Origin of the sequence: Oceanobacillus polygoni (assembly GCF_008304605.1) — a bacterium.
GTDB classification, from domain to species: Bacteria; Bacillota; Bacilli; order Bacillales; family Amphibacillaceae; genus Oceanobacillus; species Oceanobacillus polygoni.
In genome coordinates, this window is sequence record NZ_PIJY01000018.1 from 91385 (window position 1) to 109118 (window position 17734).

Annotated in this window: 20 protein-coding genes; 10 read left to right on the forward strand and 10 right to left on the reverse strand. The window is 36.7% G+C overall.

The features are described from left to right. Nucleotides 1-7 precede the first annotated feature (7 nt). The gene (locus tag F1560_RS06500; RefSeq protein ID WP_149473824.1) at nt 8-1171 is read right to left on the reverse strand and encodes an aminotransferase A; all 1164 of its coding nucleotides are present in this window, start codon (nt 1169-1171) and stop codon (nt 8-10) included. Between the two features lie 139 nt (nt 1172-1310). On the opposite strand from F1560_RS06500, the gene F1560_RS06505 reads away from it, so the two are divergent. Next, nucleotides 1311-1472 carry an FbpB family small basic protein gene (locus F1560_RS06505; RefSeq protein ID WP_149473825.1) on the forward strand — a complete coding sequence of 54 codons (162 nt, stop codon included), beginning with the start codon at nt 1311-1313 and terminating at the stop codon, nt 1470-1472. Between the two features lie 103 nt (nt 1473-1575). Here the strand turns inward: F1560_RS06505 and F1560_RS06510 are convergent, their stop codons facing one another. Then, a complete protein-coding gene (locus F1560_RS06510; protein ID WP_149473826.1) occupies nt 1576-2469 on the reverse strand; it encodes a DMT family transporter in 894 nt (297 codons plus the stop codon). 130 nt (nt 2470-2599) lie between these two features. Between F1560_RS06510 and F1560_RS06515 the strand changes: the two genes are divergently transcribed. Next, a complete protein-coding gene (locus F1560_RS06515) occupies nt 2600-2923 on the forward strand; it encodes a hypothetical protein (RefSeq protein WP_149473827.1) in 324 nt (107 codons plus the stop codon). An 85-nt stretch (nt 2924-3008) separates the two neighbouring features. Here the strand turns inward: F1560_RS06515 and F1560_RS06520 are convergent, their stop codons facing one another. The 7 genes from F1560_RS06520 to F1560_RS06550 form a co-directional block, all read right to left on the reverse strand. Next, the gene (locus F1560_RS06520) at nt 3009-3209 is read right to left on the reverse strand and encodes a hypothetical protein (RefSeq protein ID WP_149473828.1); all 201 of its coding nucleotides are present in this window, start codon (nt 3207-3209) and stop codon (nt 3009-3011) included. 70 nt (nt 3210-3279) lie between these two features. After that, nucleotides 3280-3750, reverse strand: coding sequence for a YkyB family protein (locus F1560_RS06525; protein WP_149473829.1), 471 nt, complete (start codon nt 3748-3750; stop codon nt 3280-3282). 190 nt (nt 3751-3940) lie between these two features. Continuing rightward, nucleotides 3941-4510, reverse strand: coding sequence for an SCO family protein (locus tag F1560_RS06530; protein ID WP_149473830.1), 570 nt, complete (start codon nt 4508-4510; stop codon nt 3941-3943). Between the two features lie 234 nt (nt 4511-4744). Next, nucleotides 4745-5602: a metallophosphoesterase gene (locus F1560_RS06535; protein WP_149473831.1), complete on the reverse strand. Its 858-nt coding sequence runs from the start codon at nt 5600-5602 to the stop codon at nt 4745-4747. Between the two features lie 371 nt (nt 5603-5973). After that, nucleotides 5974-6609 carry a PAQR family membrane homeostasis protein TrhA gene (gene trhA / locus F1560_RS06540; RefSeq protein ID WP_149473832.1) on the reverse strand — a complete coding sequence of 212 codons (636 nt, stop codon included), beginning with the start codon at nt 6607-6609 and terminating at the stop codon, nt 5974-5976. Nucleotides 6610-6671: 62 nt separating this feature from the next. Further along, entirely contained in the window at nt 6672-7595 is a 924-nt protein-coding gene (locus tag F1560_RS06545) for a cation diffusion facilitator family transporter (protein ID WP_149473833.1), read from the reverse strand. A 13-nt stretch (nt 7596-7608) separates the two neighbouring features. After that, entirely contained in the window at nt 7609-7914 is a 306-nt protein-coding gene (locus tag F1560_RS06550; RefSeq protein WP_149473834.1) for an ArsR/SmtB family transcription factor, read from the reverse strand. 199 nt (nt 7915-8113) lie between these two features. Here F1560_RS06550 and cbpB point away from each other — a divergent pair, with 199 nt between their 5' ends. The 8 genes from cbpB to F1560_RS06590 all read left to right on the forward strand — a co-directional run bounded on the left by cbpB (nt 8114) and on the right by F1560_RS06590 (nt 16027). Further along, the gene (gene cbpB / locus F1560_RS06555) at nt 8114-8563 is read left to right on the forward strand and encodes a cyclic-di-AMP-binding protein CbpB (protein WP_149473835.1); all 450 of its coding nucleotides are present in this window, start codon (nt 8114-8116) and stop codon (nt 8561-8563) included. A 128-nt stretch (nt 8564-8691) separates the two neighbouring features. Continuing rightward, nucleotides 8692-9408, forward strand: coding sequence for a 2,3,4,5-tetrahydropyridine-2,6-dicarboxylate N-acetyltransferase (dapD, locus tag F1560_RS06560; RefSeq protein WP_149473836.1), 717 nt, complete (start codon nt 8692-8694; stop codon nt 9406-9408). Nucleotides 9409-9427: 19 nt separating this feature from the next. Continuing rightward, nucleotides 9428-10543 (forward strand): N-acetyldiaminopimelate deacetylase, encoded by a 1116-nt coding sequence (locus tag F1560_RS06565; protein ID WP_149473837.1) that lies wholly within the window; start codon nt 9428-9430, stop codon nt 10541-10543. 67 nt (nt 10544-10610) lie between these two features. After that, nucleotides 10611-10853 carry a YkuS family protein gene (locus F1560_RS06570; RefSeq protein WP_149473838.1) on the forward strand — a complete coding sequence of 81 codons (243 nt, stop codon included), beginning with the start codon at nt 10611-10613 and terminating at the stop codon, nt 10851-10853. Nucleotides 10854-11057: 204 nt separating this feature from the next. Next, nucleotides 11058-11507 (forward strand): TlpA family protein disulfide reductase, encoded by a 450-nt coding sequence (locus F1560_RS06575; RefSeq protein ID WP_149473839.1) that lies wholly within the window; start codon nt 11058-11060, stop codon nt 11505-11507. Nucleotides 11508-11675: 168 nt separating this feature from the next. Then, nucleotides 11676-13427 (forward strand): ABC transporter ATP-binding protein, encoded by a 1752-nt coding sequence (locus tag F1560_RS06580; protein WP_149473840.1) that lies wholly within the window; start codon nt 11676-11678, stop codon nt 13425-13427. 12 nt (nt 13428-13439) lie between these two features. Continuing rightward, complete coding sequence (locus tag F1560_RS06585) at nt 13440-15266, forward strand: ABC transporter ATP-binding protein (protein ID WP_149473841.1); 1827 nt, start codon at nt 13440-13442, stop codon at nt 15264-15266. A gap of 95 nt (nt 15267-15361) precedes the next feature. Then, the gene (locus F1560_RS06590; protein ID WP_149473842.1) at nt 15362-16027 is read left to right on the forward strand and encodes a potassium channel family protein; all 666 of its coding nucleotides are present in this window, start codon (nt 15362-15364) and stop codon (nt 16025-16027) included. A gap of 37 nt (nt 16028-16064) precedes the next feature. Here F1560_RS06590 and rnjA read toward each other — a convergent pair whose 3' ends face one another. Continuing rightward, a complete protein-coding gene (gene rnjA / locus F1560_RS06595) occupies nt 16065-17732 on the reverse strand; it encodes a ribonuclease J1 (protein ID WP_149473843.1) in 1668 nt (555 codons plus the stop codon). Between the last annotated feature and the right edge of the window lie 2 nt (nt 17733-17734).

The following is a 17734-nucleotide window of genomic DNA, read 5'->3' on the forward strand; positions in this document are numbered from 1 at the left end:
TGTGGGGTTACACTAAATGCTCATTTTGTAAAAAGGATTCTATTCGGTTTAGACCTTCTGTAAGGGTATCCAGATTATAGGCATATGATAATCTCATGTATCCTTCTCCCAGCGAAGAAAAACTATCACCGGGAACTAAAGCCACTTTTTCTTTTTGGACGAGAGCTATTCCGAGCTCAAGTGAACTCATTTCCTTAATTGGGAATTTAGGAAAAAAGTAAAAGGCTCCGTCTGGATTTCTTACGGGTAATCCCATTTGATTTAAACGTTCATAAACATAGTCTCTTCTTTTTTTGTATGCTTCTCGCATTAGCTGAACACTGTCTGAATCATGTGTCAATGCTTCTAGTGCTGCATATTGACTAATGGAAGAGGCACATGAAACATTATATTGATGTACCTTTAACATATGCTCACTTATCCAGGCAGGGGCAAGCACATAACCGATACGAAATCCTGTCATGGAATGTGATTTAGATAAACCGTTGATAACGATCGTTTTATTTTTTACGGATGGAAAACTTGCAATGGAAATATGCTCCCTGTCAAAAATTAACTCACTGTATATTTCATCTGCGAGAATGAAAATGTCTTTATCCTTCAACACATTGGTTAATTCTAGTAATTCCGCTTTTGTAAAAGATGCACCAGTGGGGTTTGAGGGATAAGGTAGAACAACGCATTTTGTCTTGGTTGTAATATGTTCAGCTAGTGCTTGTTTGGTTAATTTAAAATTAGAACTCGTTGTATCAACGAAAACAGCCTTTGCTCCAGCGAGTGTAATTAATGGTTCATACCCTGGATAGATTGGTCCAGGCAAAATAACTTCATCTCCAGGAGAAAGAATCGTACGAAATGCAATATCAATTGCCTGTGAAGCTCCAGTGGTTACAATAATCTCTGAAGTAGGATCATAACTAATTCCGTAGTTCGTCTCATTGAATGATGCGATTGCTTTTCTTAATTCGAGAATACCTGCATTGTGTGTATACGCTGTTTTATTTTGAAATAGCGCATTTGAAGCTGCGTTTTTTACATAATCCGGTGTGTGGAAGTCAGGTTGACCAATTGTGAGTTGGACTACATCTGTTTCGTTTGCAACCATTTGAAAAAAACGTCGGATACCTGAGATTTGGATATTTTTAACATTGTTATTGATTAAAGAATGCATAGAATTACCGCCTTTTCTTAAAATATGACAAAATTTTGAAGAAGTGTGACAATTTTTTAATAAAATGTTCAAATAATTTCGATTTATAACGATAAATTTAATGTATAATAGAATTAGAACATAATAAGGAGTGTAACAGATGAGACCTAGAGCATTAAACTTTGAACAACTTGTTAAACAAAATAAGCAAGATCTATTAAATGATGAAGAGAGAATTACACAAATAGAGATGCGTTTAGAGAAAAGGCAAGAAGCTAATGTAAAAGCTCTTCGAGATAATGATCTTGAAATGAATCGTTAAGAAGATTCATAAAGCAGGGGTGTGAAAACATTCCTGCTTTTTTGTGTGATAACAGCCTGTGTGCATGTAATGGGTGGGCTAAACATTAGAGAAAGGAACTATTCTATTGTTGATAGGATAGTTTTCTTCTTCCATAGAGCTGAACAATAAAAACAGCTCCAATAATACATCCCATACCAAGCATTTGTAGGTATGTGAAAGGCTCTAAAAAAATAAAGATTCCGATGAGTGTCGCTACGACCGGCTCGACAGTTGATAGAATGGAAGCTTTTGAAGCTTCTGTGTACTGTAAACCATTCGTGTAGAGTATGTATGCCAATGCAGTTGGAAAAAGACCAAGCCCTACGGCATAAAATAACGTAGCCCCATTAAACAGCAATGAGATTTTTTCCTGATAAGGGAAAAAGGGTAGAAGTGCTACTGCAGCAACAATAAATGTAAATGATGTTACTTGTAGACTTGAATACTTTTTCAATGAAAATTTACTGAAAATGCTGTACAGTGCATACCCTAATCCAGAACCAAGACCAAATAAAATACTAACAAAGTCAAGGTTGTTTAAATTCCCTGGTGATAAACCAACCACGAAACACGTGCCGAGTAAAGTCATAAAAAGGGCAATTACTTTGATCTGCGTGAAAGGTTCTTTAAATAAGAAAAAGGAAATAATCATTACAAAAGCTGGCCCAGTATATAACAGTGCAGTAGCTATCGGTATGGTAGACAATTCAATGGCAGTAAACATACAGTAATTAAAGAAAATGATACTACATACTCCGGTTCCAATGAAATACTTCATATCGCTATAATGCTTTAACTTTAGGTTGCTCGGTGAGCGCATAAACATGTATATAATTAATATAATAGCTGAAGACCATACCCGTAAAGTAACAACTTCCATCGGGGTGAATCCAAACGCATAAAGTTGCTTTACAAACCAGCCAATCGTTCCCCAGAGCGCAGCACCAAGAATAATGAATAGTATAGGTTTGTTCAACTAATATTCCCTCCTTTATCCTTTGTATATAATTGTGATTATATCAAAAAAATGTACCCAATAATGGTATAGACAGTAAAAGCATTGGAGAAAATGGATAAATGAATAGTTTAGGAAAGAAGGGGATAGGTTGCAGCACGTTGAACTGATGTCGTTTATTCATATTGGCAATATTGGAATAGATGCGAATTATATTTATTTGTTTTGTGGTATTGTCTGTATTCTGATTCTCTATTTTTGTGTGAAAGCACTGATTAAATGGGTCGTTCAAATGAAATTTGATAGACTTCTTATCTATAGCATAAGTAGCTTGCTCATTATAGCTATCGTTTCCGGAATAGATTTAATAGTGGGGAACGGGATGGCTGTAGCAAAAATTGCGCTTCAAAGTATATCTTTATTTGGAATTCTTTTATCAATAGCTATATTGATCAAGCGTTTTATTTTAAATTAGATGAATCCAATCAAAAATTAAAAACTACAGTTTATACAAAATCAAACAAGCACATGCAGGGATTGCTGCGATGTGCTTGTACATTTTACTCTCTTAATCGATGAATAGCCTCTAGCCACTCATATACGGGTTGAAAGTACTCGTTAGGTGCTTTTAAGCTTGGCGGGGCTACAGTCATTACTAGCTCTTTTTCTGTTTCAGATAGCTTCTCAAATGTGTCCTTCAAGTTGTGTGTTTGATCTGCATAGCGCTGCAATTCATACACAAAATCCTGAAGCTCTTGCATGGTAAACTCCTCCTTTGATTGTGTGATACCCTTAAATCAATAAGGAATAAACATTCAGGAGTCAGTGTTACTAATTACGACGTGATCTAGTTGGAGGCCATTCCATTTTTCCTAGCGAGGAAGGAGTATAGTAGGATGAAGTGTAACTTTTTTGCCTATGCTGCTCTTTCTTTTCCGGTTTCCAATCAATAAATTGGTAGACAATTCGCTTCGCCTGTGATAAAGACATCTTCGATTGGGGATTCCGATAATTTTGATCAAGGGAACCAAGATGCTTTAGCTGTTTGAAGTCTTCCTTTGATGGAGGTATATGGAAATAATAATTATCTACTTTTACGAGTAATGTTGAATGTTGATTACTTCGTTTTGGGTGATCTGAAAAATGTAAACCTATTTTCTCCGCTCTATTTTCTTCCAATAATTTGTTGATAGTTGCTTTTTTTATTTGATACAAATGCTTTGGCTCAGGGGCTGTTTTGGCATGACGATTAATAGTGAAAAGAGCTTGAGCCAAGTCTTGCAACGGTATGTCCTGCTTCATTCATTTGTCTCCTTTCTGTAAATTAATTCTCAATCCATCGTAACCTAAAGCTTGTCCGGTGGCAAATAAATATCTATTTTTATTTCTGTATGAGATGAAATGTTTTCATAGCTAGCAAATTATTTTTTGCCAAATAGAAAATGAAGAGTGGAAGATTTGCCTTCCACTCTTCAGGGGTAAAGAACATCGATTATTGAACCTTCTTTAAGTCATTAACAATTAAATCTATTTCACTTGACTCTATACCGCCATAGTATTTCACTACTTCACCTTCAGGGCTTACAAGGAAAAAGCGTGTGCCATGGTATACTTGGTCAGACCCCTCAGGTGGTTGTTCAACAAGGTTACGAAAAGAATTAACAGAAAGCTCTTTAATCGTATTAAAATCATATCCAGTAAGGAAGAACCAGTTATCGAAGTTTGCACCGTAACTCTCACCATATGCTTTTAAAACTTCTGGGGAATCAAAGTCAGGATCGACACTAAATGATACGAGCTTTGCATCAATTCCTTCATCTTCAAGTTTGGTTTGTAATGTAGCCATGTTGGCGGTCATTGGTAGGCATACGGTTGTACAATTTGTAAAGATGAAATCAGCAATCCACCATTCACCTTTTAAATCATCAAGGTTTAATGTTTCATTATCTTGCGTTGTGAACTCAAAATCTGCAACTGTTTCAGATATGTTTGAATCAATTGCATATCCTCCGCAAGCTGATAAAAGTATACTCAGTCCTAAAAGTATAAATAATTGCTTCATTAGAAACTCCTTTCCAAAGCTAAAGCTACGAAGTAATTGAAAAGACTTGTTATAACTTACTATACATACTTAAAGTAAGTATACCATTACCTATTTAATAAGTTAGTTATTCCAATGAATACTTTATGACAATTTTATTACGCATCAACAGGCAGTATCCCCACAGTTAAGCATAGGACGGCGAAAATACGTGAAGGCAGGGGGGAAGAGGGCCCCCATTGAATGAAACTTCATTTATACTTGATCATTTTGTAATGTGTAAACATGCAATTCTGGCTTACAAAGGAAACGATACGGTAACCTTGTCGTACCGATTCCACTATTTACAAATAGCTTAAGTTTTTCATCGTTTAAATAATATTTACCTTGTACATATTTTTCTGCAAGTAGTGGCGTGTACAAATCTCCGATAAATGGAAATCGAACTTGACCACCGTGGCTATGACCAGACAGTTGTACATCGACAGGGAATTTAGCGGTAGTGTCCGCGTAATCAGGTTCATGGGCGAGCAGTAAAGTGAAAAGGTTTGGATCTAATTCGTTTAAAGCGGCGCTCAAATCGGGTTTTCCGAGCATTACATCATCAACACCTGCAAGCGTAAATTGGGAGTTATCCTTCGTAATCATAGCATGTGTGTTTTGAAGTAGGTGGAATTCTGCTTGTTCCATCACATCATAGACAATATCCGTTCCATAACCGCCATGATCATGGTTTCCATATATCCAATATTTCCCGTAGGTTGCTTGCATGGATTGGAGAATGTTGTTTAGCTCTGGGGTCCAGTGGTAATTATTTGGCTCATCAACAAGGTCACCTGTAAAAACAATCAAATCGGGGTTTAGTGCATTTATTTTCATTGCAAGTTCTTTTAGTTGGTTTAAGGAATAATGAAAGCCGATATGTGTATCTGAAAACTGAACAATTTTAAAATTGTTAAAAACGGAATCTATTTTAGGTGAAGAAATAGTTTCTTTCGTAATTTTTAGTAAGTGTGTTTCAATTTCTTTAGAGTAATAGTAGGTGCCACCACTAAGACCAATGAAAGCAAGTAGACTTCCTACAGATTTTTTAATAAAAGAGCGTCGATTCATCTTTGTCATACCTTTCTCGAATCATTAAACAGATGGTAAAATTATAGCACGAATACAAGGTAGGATAAAAATAAAATAAAGGAATCTTTTATTCTACTCGTTATCATTCACTCTTCGATTAATTGACATTATTCAATCGTTTACGTATAATTGATTTGTGCAGAATTTTCGGAAATAAACAAAAACGTATTAACTAAATAGGAGTTAATACGTTTAACTGATTATTACGTTTGCTAAGGGCTCGGCGAATACTGCGTTTACTAAATCAAATTGTTGTCTTATTTGAAGGAAAGTGCGACGTAATGTGCAGTCAGCTCGCAGTTTATATTATTTTTATTGAATTGAAAGTTGAGACTGTTGCAGTGAACAACTTAAAGCACATAATAAAAAATGGTAACGTAGTGAAATGCAGATCCTGCTAGAACGAAAAGATGCCACACTGCATGGTGATATTTAAAGCTGCGCCATACATAAAATATGGTGCCGACGGTGTAGAAGAGACCGCCTGTCATAAGCAGCATAATTGCTGTTTCATGTAATACAGCAGTTAATGGCTCCCAAACAAGAACAATGAGCCAGCCCATCAGAATATAAAAAAGTGTTGATAGGACAACAAAGCGTTTGACAAAAAATATTTTAAAAGCTATTCCCAAAATGGCAATACCCCATATAATTCCAAATAAAATCCAGCCTATATCACTCCTCAAATGTATAAGGAGGAAAGGGGTATACGAACCTGCGATAAACAAATAAATCGCTGAATGGTCAAAAACCTGGAAGATGTCCTTCCATTTCCCTTCAGGTAAACTATGGACAATCGTTGAGCAAAGGTACATGATGAGCATCGTACTGCCGAAAATAATACCTGACGTGATTTGCCATGGGTTTCCGGTTGGAATCGTATAAACAATTAATAATATTAATCCTACAATACTCGAAAGTGCACCAATTCCATGGGTGATTGCATTTACAATTTCTTCATTTTTACTGAATTTGTGTATTTTCATTAGGTACCCCTTTAAGGTTAGGCATATATATAGTAGTAAACCATCCATTGTTCATTATACAATCAATCACAGGAATCACAACTGTTATGGAAATGCGTACCAATCCCTTCGATTTGAAAGGTGCTATGATTAATGTTAAATTGTGTTTTAACTTTGTCATTAGCCGTTTGTAAAAGTTGATCACGGTCAACCGTTTTATCAACAACAAGATGGCAGCTCATGGATGGAAATTCAGATGTAATGGACCAAACGTGGATATCATGAACATCTTCGACTCCGTTTAATTCCATCAGACTATTCTTTAATAAGTCAACGTCAATATTCGCTGGTTTACCCTCCATCAAAATATGCAAAGAGTCTCTTGTTACGCGGAATCCTGAAATGACAATCAAAATAGCTACAAGTACACTTGCAATTGGATCAGCGATATTCCATCCGAACAAAATAATGAATAAACCTGCAGTAAGAGCACCCACGGACCCAAGTAAATCACCAAGAACGTGGAGCAGTGCACTTCTGATATTTAGGTTTTCCTTTGCGTCACCACGCATCAGTAGCCAAGCAACGAGTATATTGACACACAATCCAATAAACGCAATAATCATCATGCTCCCACTTACTTCTGGGGGTTCAGCAAACCGATGGAAAGCTTCATAGAATATATAAAGGGAAATGATAATTAACGTTAGTCCATTAATAAATGCAGCAATAATTTCAAAGCGTTTATAACCAAACGTTTTGTTTCCAGTTGCTTTTTTCTCACCTATTTTAAATGCGAGTAGACTTAGACCTAGAGCTGCCGCATCACTTAGCATATGACCTGCATCAGAAAGTAGTGCAAGGCTATTTGTAAGTATTCCACCAATTGCTTCAACAATCATAAACGTGAAAATAAGAATAAAGCTCCAGAATAGTACACGCGTATTGCTTGTATGGTGGTGATGTCCATGTGAATGTTCGTGACCATGATCGTGATGGTGTCCCATATTAGTCCTCCTCCTAAGTTGTATGCTTTGTATGTTTAATAGTTTGCTCCAAAAGGATCATGACATGTTCATCATCGGGTGAGTAGTAATACATTGTCTTTTCCCTTCGTTTTTTTACAAGATGCATCTGTTTTAAATATTTTAGTTGATGTGAAATCGTTGACTGATTCATATTCAAATGTTCAGCGATTTCGTTAACCGAGCACTCTTTTTGAAACAGTAAATGTAGAATTTTAATCCTTGTAGGGTCTGATAGTGCTTTAAATGTTTGTGATACTTGTTCAATTAAATGCTCGTCAATTGGTTGGTATGCTTGCACTTGATTCACCTCTATAATATATGATCATATGTTCATATTATAAAATGTGTGCGCAGTTTTTGCAACTGTTGCTTGTTATAAGATGTATCCAAATTATAGTTATGGTAATATAGAGATGGTGGCAAGTCGAATTATATAGGCTCAATCTAAATTGAAGTTACGAATAAATAGAATAGATTTATAAAGGGGCGTATGGTTAATGAGTATTATTCAAGATAAGGAATTTGCTAATATCTCGGTGGATGAATTGTTGATTCCATCAGAGAAAGTTGCCCATGTACAGTTAAATAATCCATTAGAGCATGCATTGTTAGTATTGGTGAAATCTGGTTATTCTGCTGTTCCAGTGCTGGATGCATCGTATAAATTTGTTGGAATCATCGGGAAAACGGCTATCTTAAATCAGATTTTAGGCATGGAACGTTTTGAAATTGAAAAGCTTTCCGAAATGCGTGTTAAAGAAGTGATGAGTAGTGATATACCAACTCTAACAAGGGAGCACTCACTCTTAGATGGATTAAATGCAGTTATTGATCACGCTTTTGTCTGTTTAGTGGATCAGGACGGTTATTTCGATGGTATTTTAACAAGAAGAGCCATCTTAAAACAGCTGAAAAAAGATATTTATATGAACTCGTATAAAAAATAAATAGAAACTCCTGCACCCCAAAGTTAGTTAATTATCTAACTTTGGGGTGTTTTTTTATTAAAATTATTGCGAGGAGAAAACCACTCTGTTAAAGTATAAAATAGCTTTTTTATCAGGAGGAGAAAAAAATGAACATAATGGATGCAAATGAAATAATCAGCTTTATCTCAACAAGCAAGAAAAGTACACCAGTTAAGGTTTACATCAAAGGTAGTTTAAAAGACCTCGACATGGATGATTCAATTCAAGCATTTCTAGAAAGTCAAACTGGCGTTTTATTCGGAGAATGGAGCAGCATTCAGGCGTTCTTGGAACAGAATAAATCCTCCATTACAGATTATGTTGTTGAAAATGATCGTAGAAATTCAGCGATTCCATTATTAGATCTTAAAGGGATTAATGCTCGCATTGAGCCAGGTGCAATTATTCGTGATCAAGTTGAAATAGGTGATGGTGTGGTTATTATGATGGGGGCTTCGATTAATATTGGGGCTGTCATTGGTGATGGTACAATGATCGATATGAATGTTGTGCTTGGTGGACGAGCTACGATAGGTAAAAATTGTCATATCGGTGCTGGTACAGTACTTGCAGGTGTTATTGAGCCGCCTTCAGCTAAGCCAGTTATTGTTGAGGACGATGTTGTAATTGGTGCAAATGCAGTTGTTCTAGAAGGTGTAACAATTGGGAAGGGTGCTATTGTTGCTGCAGGGGCAATCGTAACAAAGGATGTTGCACCATACACACTTGTCGGTGGTACACCAGCTAAAGTACTAAAAGAAATTGATGAGCAAACAAAATTAAAAACAGAAATTAAACAGGAGCTTCGTAAACTAGATAACTAAGTAGGCGAGCGTGATAAATATGAAGGAACTACAGGAAATCAGAAGAGAATTGCATCAAATTCCAGAATTAGGATTTCAAGAGTTTAAAACACAGCAATATGTATTAAAAAAAATTGAAGCAATACGCAATGATCGTGTTTTCGTAAAGACGTGGAAAACTGGAATTCTTGTTAAAATAGCTGGTTCTGCAGCGAAAAAAAGGATTGGTTTTCGCTGCGATATGGATGGATTGCCAATTACAGAGTCCACAGAATTGGCATTTCAATCAACACACGCTGGAAACATGCATGCCTGTGGGCACGATTTCCATATGACAATTGCGCTTGGGGCAATGAAGCACGTAATTGATCAAAAATTGGAAGACGATGTAGTGTTTATTTTTCAGCCGGCAGAAGAGGGACCTGGTGGAGCGTTACCGATGCTTCAATCCGTGGAGTTCCAACAATGGAAGCCGGATGTCATTTTTGCATTACACATTGCTCCAGAGCTCCCAGTTGGTACGGTATCAAGTAAAGCTGGGTTGCTCTTTGCAAATACAAGTGAATTATTTGTTGATTTTAAGGGGCTTGGTGGCCATGCTGCATACCCCCATCTTGCAAAGGACATGACAGTGGCTGCTAGTAATTTTATTGTTCAAATGCAGCAAATTATTTCACGAGGACTAGATCCATTGGGGCCAGCTGTTATTACAGTTGGAAAAATGGAAAGTGGATTTGTTCAAAATGCAGTGGCGGAAACAGCAAGACTTGAAGGGACCATTCGAACATTAAATCCGAATTTACTTGCTATCATTAAAGGAAAGTTAGAAAAGTTAAAGCAAGGATTTGAAATTAGCCATGATTGTGAGATAACTATTGATTATGGCTCAAACTATTTTCAAGTCGATAATCACAAGCAGTATGTTGATCTATTTCAAGATACAATGCATCAGATTGATATTACGTATCATGAGGCAACTGAAGCAATGACTGGTGAGGATTTTGGAGATATGTTAAAAGAAATACCTGGTTTTATGTTCTGGCTTGGAGTTAATTCTCCATATGGATTACATCATGCAAAGCTTACACCCGATGAAGCAGCGTTAGAAGTCGGTGTGAGAGCAGTCGTACATATGATTCAAAAACTCTCCAATTAATCTGTATATTGTTTCCAACATGGTAGATACTACAATTGTAAATGGATATGTTGGAGGAGGGTTATGTATGGCAAGAATTGCTGTAGAACAAAACTTAACCGATATTAAAACGGCATTAATGGAAATGGGACATGAAATTATCGATCTACGTACCGAAAGAGATGCAGCACATTGTGATTGCTGTGTCATCTCTGGGCAGGATAAAGATGTGATGGGCATGCAAACAACAAGTATCGCGGGTCCAGTCATTAATGCACAGGGGCAGACTGCTGAAGATGTTTGCCAAGCGGTCAATGAGAAGTTGAATTAAAGAACAAAACTGAATTACACGAATAATGAAGAGCGACAATTTATTTTCACCTGAGGGAGGAAAATTAATTGTCGCTTTTGTCTTGATTTCTTTCCATAAACGCAAATTGTATGCACAGCCGATTTCTTTCAATCATATATAAATTAGGAAGTATTAAAAGCATTACGTAATATTGTTGGCATCGAATGCGAGGAGGTGAAGCGATTGAAAATTAATGATCGTATGCCCGACTTAGACGAGAGTGGAACGTGGATAAATAGTAGTGGTGTAAGGACGGAGGACCTCATTGGTCAAATTCCAACATTGATTTATTTTTGGTCGATAAGCTGTGAATTATGTGAAAAATCATTACCATTAATCAATCAGCTGCGTGATGAGTTGCAAGGAAAGTTACAGGTGATTAGTGTTCATACATCACTCTCTGAATCTGATAATAATCTTCCCGCGATAAGAGAGGCGGCATTGGAGAAAAATATTACAGAGCCTCTATTTGTTGATTTGGATGAAACACTATCAACTACGTTTAATTTTCGCTATGTTCCAGCTTATTATGTTTTTGATGAAAACGGAATGTTACGGCATTCGCAATCTGGATCAGGAAATATTCACCTTTTACGTAGAAGATTGGAAAGAGTATTAAAAGAGAATAGCTAAATAGGAGATAAGTACACCTTGAAAAATGCCATGGGTGTGCTTTTTTCTTTGGAATAAATGGCATAATAAAAATTTTTAAAATATTTAACAAAAAATGTAGCAATTTATTTCGGAAACCGTTATATTAGTAAATACGGTAAAACAACTTAGAGGGGAGTGGGTATATTTATGGAGACATTTAAAAAATTGAAGCGCTTTTATTGGCCCTACAAGAAGCACTTTTTCTGGTCTTTATTCTTTTTATTGTTTGTAACAGCTATCACGGTCGTTTATCCAATTATTTTACAAATTACGATCGATGAAGTAGTTGTTCAGACTAGGTATGAATTAATCCCAGTGATCGGTGTTTCTTTTCTTGGCTTGATGGTAGTAAAAGGGATTTCTACATTTTTCTTTCAATACTTAGGAGATCTTTTCGGTATGACGTCTGTTTATAAACTAAGGGAAGCGTTATATGATAAGCTTCAACGATTAGCATTTAAATATTATGATAATGCTAAAACAGGTGACATTATGTCGCGTTTAACAGCTGATGTGGAAGGATTTCGCTTCTTTCTTTCTGTCGGATTTGCGGAACTAATTCGTGTTGTATTGCTCATTTTTATCAGTTTAAGCATTATGTTCTATTACTCTGTTCCACTTGCACTCGTAACGATGGGTGCTATCCCTTTTCTTGCTATCGTTGTATTTAAGTTCGACAGGCGTGTCCATCCAGCATTTCGTGAAATTAGAAAATCTTTTGGTCGATTAAATACGCGGGTGCAGGAAAACATTAGTGGAATGAATACTGTTAAATCCTTGTCCAGAGAGGATTTTGAGATTGGCAGATTCTCATCGAATAATGATAATTACCGACAAAATTATTTAAAAACCTCATCGCTTTGGGCAAAGTATTTTCCGTTTATGGAGTTCATCGGCAATGTTTGTGTCGTCGTATTACTAGCATATGGTGGATACCTAGTAATTGAAGGTAATCTAAGATTGGGTGAGCTCGTCGCGTTTTTTAGTTTAGTTTGGTATATTCTCGGACCATTAATGAATCTTGGATTTATCGTGAATCAGTTTTCACAGGCAAAAGCTTCCGGTGAAAGACTGATTGAGATCTTAGATGCAGATGAGGACATAGTCGAAAAAGAAAATGCGATTGATAAGCCAATCAAAGGTCATGTTACGTTTCATGATGTCACACTAAATTACATTGAGGGTGACGATACTGCACTATCCCATATCAGTTTTGATGCGCCACCTGGAAAGGTAATTGGGCTAATCGGTGCAACTGGTTCTGGAAAAACAAGTATTACACAGCTGATAACTCGATTTTACGAGCCACAGCAAGGGGAAGTACTAGTTGATGGCAGATCTGTATCAGATTATAAATTAAAAAATCTCAGGAAGCATATTGGTTTTGTATTACAAGAACCGTTTTTATTTTCTACATCGATTCGAGAAAATATTGCGTATGGAAATCCAGATGTAACAGAGGAGCAAATCATTGATGCGGCAAAACGTGCGCAAGCACATGAATTTATAATGGAAATGCCAAATGGTTATGAAACAATGCTTGGAGAACGTGGTATGGGACTGTCTGGTGGACAAAAACAGCGAATAGCAATTGCCCGGGCGATTTGTATCAACCCTAGTATTCTTGTTTTAGATGATGCTACATCTGCAGTAGACATGGAAACAGAATTTAAAATTCAACAAGCATTGCGAGAAGTGATGAAAGGGAGAACAACGTTTATTATTGCACATCGAATATCTTCTCTTAAGTATGCAGATGAAATATTAGTTATGGAAGATGGAGCAATTGTAGAGCGTGGAACACATGAATTTCTTGTAAATAACAATGGTCCGTACGAACGGATTTACAATATCCAATATCAGGACCGGGAAGAAATCATGAACACAGTTCATTTATAGGGGGTGACATTTATGGCAAATGCACAAGCAAATAAAGATAGCCGACATTTAAAGCGATTTCATTATACAGTCGATCAGGCGATTGAAAAGCCATTTAATTGGCAGCAAATGGGGAGGTTACTGCAATTTGTAAAACCATATGCGAAAAACTATCTTCCGGCAGCAATTATCGCAATGCTAATTTCAACTATCGTAAGACTTACCATTCCTATATTAATTGGGAAAGTAGCAATTGATATAGCGCTTAAAGAAAGTAATGTTTCTTTACTTGTCAATCTTGTTGTAGGTATCTCCAGTATGTATTTAATCAACTATGTAGCTAATACGTTACGGATTAAATGGGTGAACATTCTTGGTCAAAATGTTATCTATGATCTAAGGCATAAACTATTTTCTCATGTGCAACGATTGTCTCATCGATTTTTTGACAGTCGTTCAGCTGGATCCATTTTAGTTCGAATTTTAAATGATATTAATTCCCTGCAAGAACTATTTACGAATGGGATTATTAATTTATTAATGGATGCTGTTATGCTGATTGGAATAATTGTGATCTTATTTGTATTAAGCCCACCACTCGCGTTAGCGGTAATTATTGTGATACCATTAATGTTTTTTATCTCAACGAGGCTGCGAAGAAAGATCCGTCGTTCATGGCAGGAAGTACGTCAGCATCAATCACGTATGAATTCACATTTAAATGAAGGATTGCAGGGAATGCGGATTACACAATCTTTCTCACAGGAAAATGAAAATGCTGAATTTTTTGATGGGGTAAACAAAGGTTTTTTTAATAGTTTTAAAGATGCAGCGAAAAAAAGTGCAATGTTTCGTCCGTTAGTAGAGGTATGTGATGCAGTTGGAACAATTATATTAATCGCTTTTGGTTCTTATTTGATTTTAAATGGGACGATCGAAATTGGTACATTTGTTTCTTTTGCATTTTTCCTTGGTATGTTTTGGGAGCCTATTTCAAGGCTTGGACAAATGTACAATCAGTTATTAATGGCAATGGCATCCTCTGAACGTATTTTTGAATTTCTAGATGAACAGCCAAATGTGGAAGAGAAACAAAATGCCTATTCGCTATACGATATGAAAGGCAATATCGAATTTGACTGTGTTGGTTTTTCTTATAACGAGGAGCGAGTAGCCCTGCATGAAATTTCTCTTGAAATCAAGGCGGGGCAAACAGTTGCACTTGTAGGGCATACTGGAAGCGGAAAATCAACGATTGCAAACTTAATCAGTCGATTTTATGACCCAACAAAAGGTTCAGTGAAAGTCGATGGACATGATTTAAAAGAAGTGAAGCTGGATAGTCTCCGGCAGAAGATTAGTGTTGTATTACAGGATACATTTATTTTCTCTGGAACGATTATGGAAAATATTCGGTTTGGACGTCCGGATGCACGTGATGAAGATGTCATAGAAGCTGCAAGAGTTGTCGGTGCAGATGACTTTATACAGCGGTTGGCTAATGGCTATCAGACCGAGGTTGAGGAGCGTGGCAATATTTTATCTGCAGGTGAAAGGCAACTGCTTTCCTTTGCACGAGCTTTACTTGCTGACCCAACCATCATTATCCTGGATGAGGCAACTGCAAGTATTGATACCGAGTCCGAAGTGAAAATTCAACAAGCATTACGTAAACTATTAAAAGGAAGAACGTCAATTATTATTGCTCACCGCCTTTCTACGATACGTGAATCTGACAAAATTTTTGTGTTGGAGCAAGGAAGGATTTTGGAGCAGGGGAGTCATTCGGAATTAATGGCTAAACAAGGAAAATACTTTGAGCTTGTCAAGTCGCAATTCACCATGTTAGATGCAATATAAATGAACTTTTAGGGGCAGCTTTCATGGTGAAAGTTGCTCCTAAACTTTTGCAGGCGTATATTAGACACAGAGAATTATTTTTGGAGGGTTAGATAATGGTAAAAGACTATGCTGTTATAGGGCTTGGTAGATTTGGTGGTAGTATTTGTCGGGAACTCTCTAAAGAGGGGAAGCAAGTTCTGGCAATTGATAACGATGAAAACCGAGTTAATGAATATAAAAAGATAGCTTATCATGCTGTAATTGCAGATACAACAGACGAAGATACGTTAAAGGATATCGGGATTCAAAACTTTGAACACGTTATTGTGGCGATTGGTGAGAACATTCAAGCAAGTATTTTGACAGCAGTTATTCTGGTTGATCTTGGGATAAAGAAAATAACGGTGAAGGCAAAAAATGATTATCATGAAAAGATTTTAGACAAAATTGGTGTTCATCATGTTGTGCATCCAGAGCGCGATATGGGCAGGAAAATCGCACATAGTATTATTTCACATAACATACTGGACTATCTCGAATTATCGGATGAACATAGTATTGTAGAGGTGAAAGCTGGGAAAAGAATGATCGGTAAATCCTTAATTGATTTAGATGTACGGGCAAAATATGGCTGTAATATAGTGGCGATTAAACAAGGCAGAACGATTAATGTTTCGCCTAGTGCTGAAGATGCATTGCAGGAAGATGATGTTTTAATCGTGATTGGGGCGGACGAAGATATTTCGAGGTTTGAAAGGAATCTTGTAATCGATGATTAAAAAAGACATGGAAGAAATTCTTCCATGTCTTTTAAATTTAAACTTCCATAATAATAGGTAAAATCATAGGTCGACGTTTTGTTTTCTCATAAAGGAATGGAGCGATTGTATCCGTAATCTCATTTTTAATTTCAGACCATTGTGTAGTTCTTCTTTCCATTACTTTATTTAAATGGGAAGATACAAGCTTCTGCGCTTCGTTAATCAAGTCTTCGGATTCTCTCATGTATACAAAGCCTCGTGAAATAATATCCGGACCTGAAGCGATTTTGAATTCTTTCATATTGATACTTACAACTACAATAACGAGACCTTCTTCTGAAAGAATTCTGCGGTCACGCAATACGATATTACCAATATCACCAATACCACTTCCGTCAACATAGATAGATCCAGATGGAATCTTACCGGATATGGAAGCTTGATCTTTACTTAGTGCAAGTACATCCCCATTATCCATAATAAATGAATGATCCGGTTCTACACCACAAGATTCAGCTAGTTTTATATGCTCTTTTAGCATACGGTATTCACCATGAATTGGCATAAAGAACTTTGGTTTAATCAAGCGAAGCATTAATTTTTGCTCTTCTTGACTTCCATGACCAGACGTATGAATATTGCTTAGTTTTCCGTGGATAACATCTGCGCCAGCACGGTATAATTTGTTAATTGTTTTGCTAACACTAACGGTGTTTCCAGGGATTGGTGATGAAGAAAATACAACCGTGTCACCAGGTATAATTTGAATTTGTCTATGTGTGCCATTAGCGATTCGTGATAGTGCTGCCATCGACTCGCCTTGAGAACCTGTACAAAGAATGGTTACTTCATTTGCTGGTAATCGGTTAATTTGATTGCCTTCGATAAAAGTCTCTTTAGGTGCTTGGATATAACCTAGCTCTAGGCCGATGTTGATGGCGGATTCCATGCTACGGCCAAACACAGCAACTTTACGGTTGTGATGAACAGCTGCTTCTACTACTTGCTGCAATCGATAAATATTCGATGCAAATGTTGCGAAAATCAGTCTTCCATCAACACGGCTGAAGATATCGTGAATGCTTTGACCTACAACTCGTTCAGACATTGTAAATCCCGGTACCTCACTATTTGTGCTATCAGATAAAAGGCAAAGTACACCTTCTTTCCCGATTTCAGCCATTTTTGTAAGATTTGCTGGTTCACCAACGGGAGTAAAGTCGAATTTGAAATCACCAGTATGAACAATATTTCCTGGTGGGGTTTTTACGACAACCCCATAGGAATCAGGGATACTGTGTGTTGTACGGAAAAAGCTGACGGAAGTTTTACGGAATTTAATAACATCATCTTCTTGTATCGTAATTAATTTAGCACTTCTCAATAAGCCGTGCTCATCCAATTTATTTCGAATTAATCCGATTGCAAGTGGTCCTGCATAAATAGGCACATTTACTTCACGCAAGAGAAAAGGAATTCCACCAATATGGTCTTCGTGACCATGGGTTACGAATAAGCCTTTAATTTTATCCTGGTTTTGTACGACGTACGTATAATCAGGAATAACATAGTCGATTCCTAATAATTCATCCTCAGGGAATTTAATCCCAGCATCGATAAGAATGATTTCATCTTGGAATTGGACAGCATACGTATTTTTTCCGATTTCGCCTAGTCCACCTAGGGCAAAAACGGCTGTTTGATCATTTTTAACAAATTTCATAA

Bases quoted from the DNA above. Each gene is read 5' to 3' on its own strand.
- F1560_RS06500 (WP_149473824.1), bottom strand. From the start codon at position 1,171: ATGCATTCTTTAATCAATAACAATGTTAAAAATATCCAAATCTCAGGT.
- F1560_RS06505 (WP_149473825.1), top strand. From the start codon at position 1,311: ATGAGACCTAGAGCATTAAACTTTGAACAACTTGTTAAACAAAATAAG.
- F1560_RS06520 (WP_149473828.1), bottom strand. From the start codon at position 3,209: ATGCAAGAGCTTCAGGATTTTGTGTATGAATTGCAGCGCTATGCAGAT.
- F1560_RS06525 (WP_149473829.1), bottom strand. From the start codon at position 3,750: ATGAAGCAGGACATACCGTTGCAAGACTTGGCTCAAGCTCTTTTCACT.
- F1560_RS06530 (WP_149473830.1), bottom strand. From the start codon at position 4,510: ATGAAGCAATTATTTATACTTTTAGGACTGAGTATACTTTTATCAGCT.
- F1560_RS06535 (WP_149473831.1), bottom strand. From the start codon at position 5,602: ATGAATCGACGCTCTTTTATTAAAAAATCTGTAGGAAGTCTACTTGCT.
- trhA (WP_149473832.1), bottom strand. From the start codon at position 6,609: ATGAAAATACACAAATTCAGTAAAAATGAAGAAATTGTAAATGCAATC.
- F1560_RS06545 (WP_149473833.1), bottom strand. From the start codon at position 7,595: ATGGGACACCATCACGATCATGGTCACGAACATTCACATGGACATCAC.
- cbpB (WP_149473835.1), top strand. From the start codon at position 8,114: ATGAGTATTATTCAAGATAAGGAATTTGCTAATATCTCGGTGGATGAA.
- dapD (WP_149473836.1), top strand. From the start codon at position 8,692: ATGAACATAATGGATGCAAATGAAATAATCAGCTTTATCTCAACAAGC.
- F1560_RS06565 (WP_149473837.1), top strand. From the start codon at position 9,428: ATGAAGGAACTACAGGAAATCAGAAGAGAATTGCATCAAATTCCAGAA.
- F1560_RS06570 (WP_149473838.1), top strand. From the start codon at position 10,611: ATGGCAAGAATTGCTGTAGAACAAAACTTAACCGATATTAAAACGGCA.
- F1560_RS06580 (WP_149473840.1), top strand. From the start codon at position 11,676: ATGGAGACATTTAAAAAATTGAAGCGCTTTTATTGGCCCTACAAGAAG.
- F1560_RS06585 (WP_149473841.1), top strand. From the start codon at position 13,440: ATGGCAAATGCACAAGCAAATAAAGATAGCCGACATTTAAAGCGATTT.
- F1560_RS06590 (WP_149473842.1), top strand. From the start codon at position 15,362: ATGGTAAAAGACTATGCTGTTATAGGGCTTGGTAGATTTGGTGGTAGT.
- rnjA (WP_149473843.1), bottom strand. From the start codon at position 17,732: ATGAAATTTGTTAAAAATGATCAAACAGCCGTTTTTGCCCTAGGTGGA.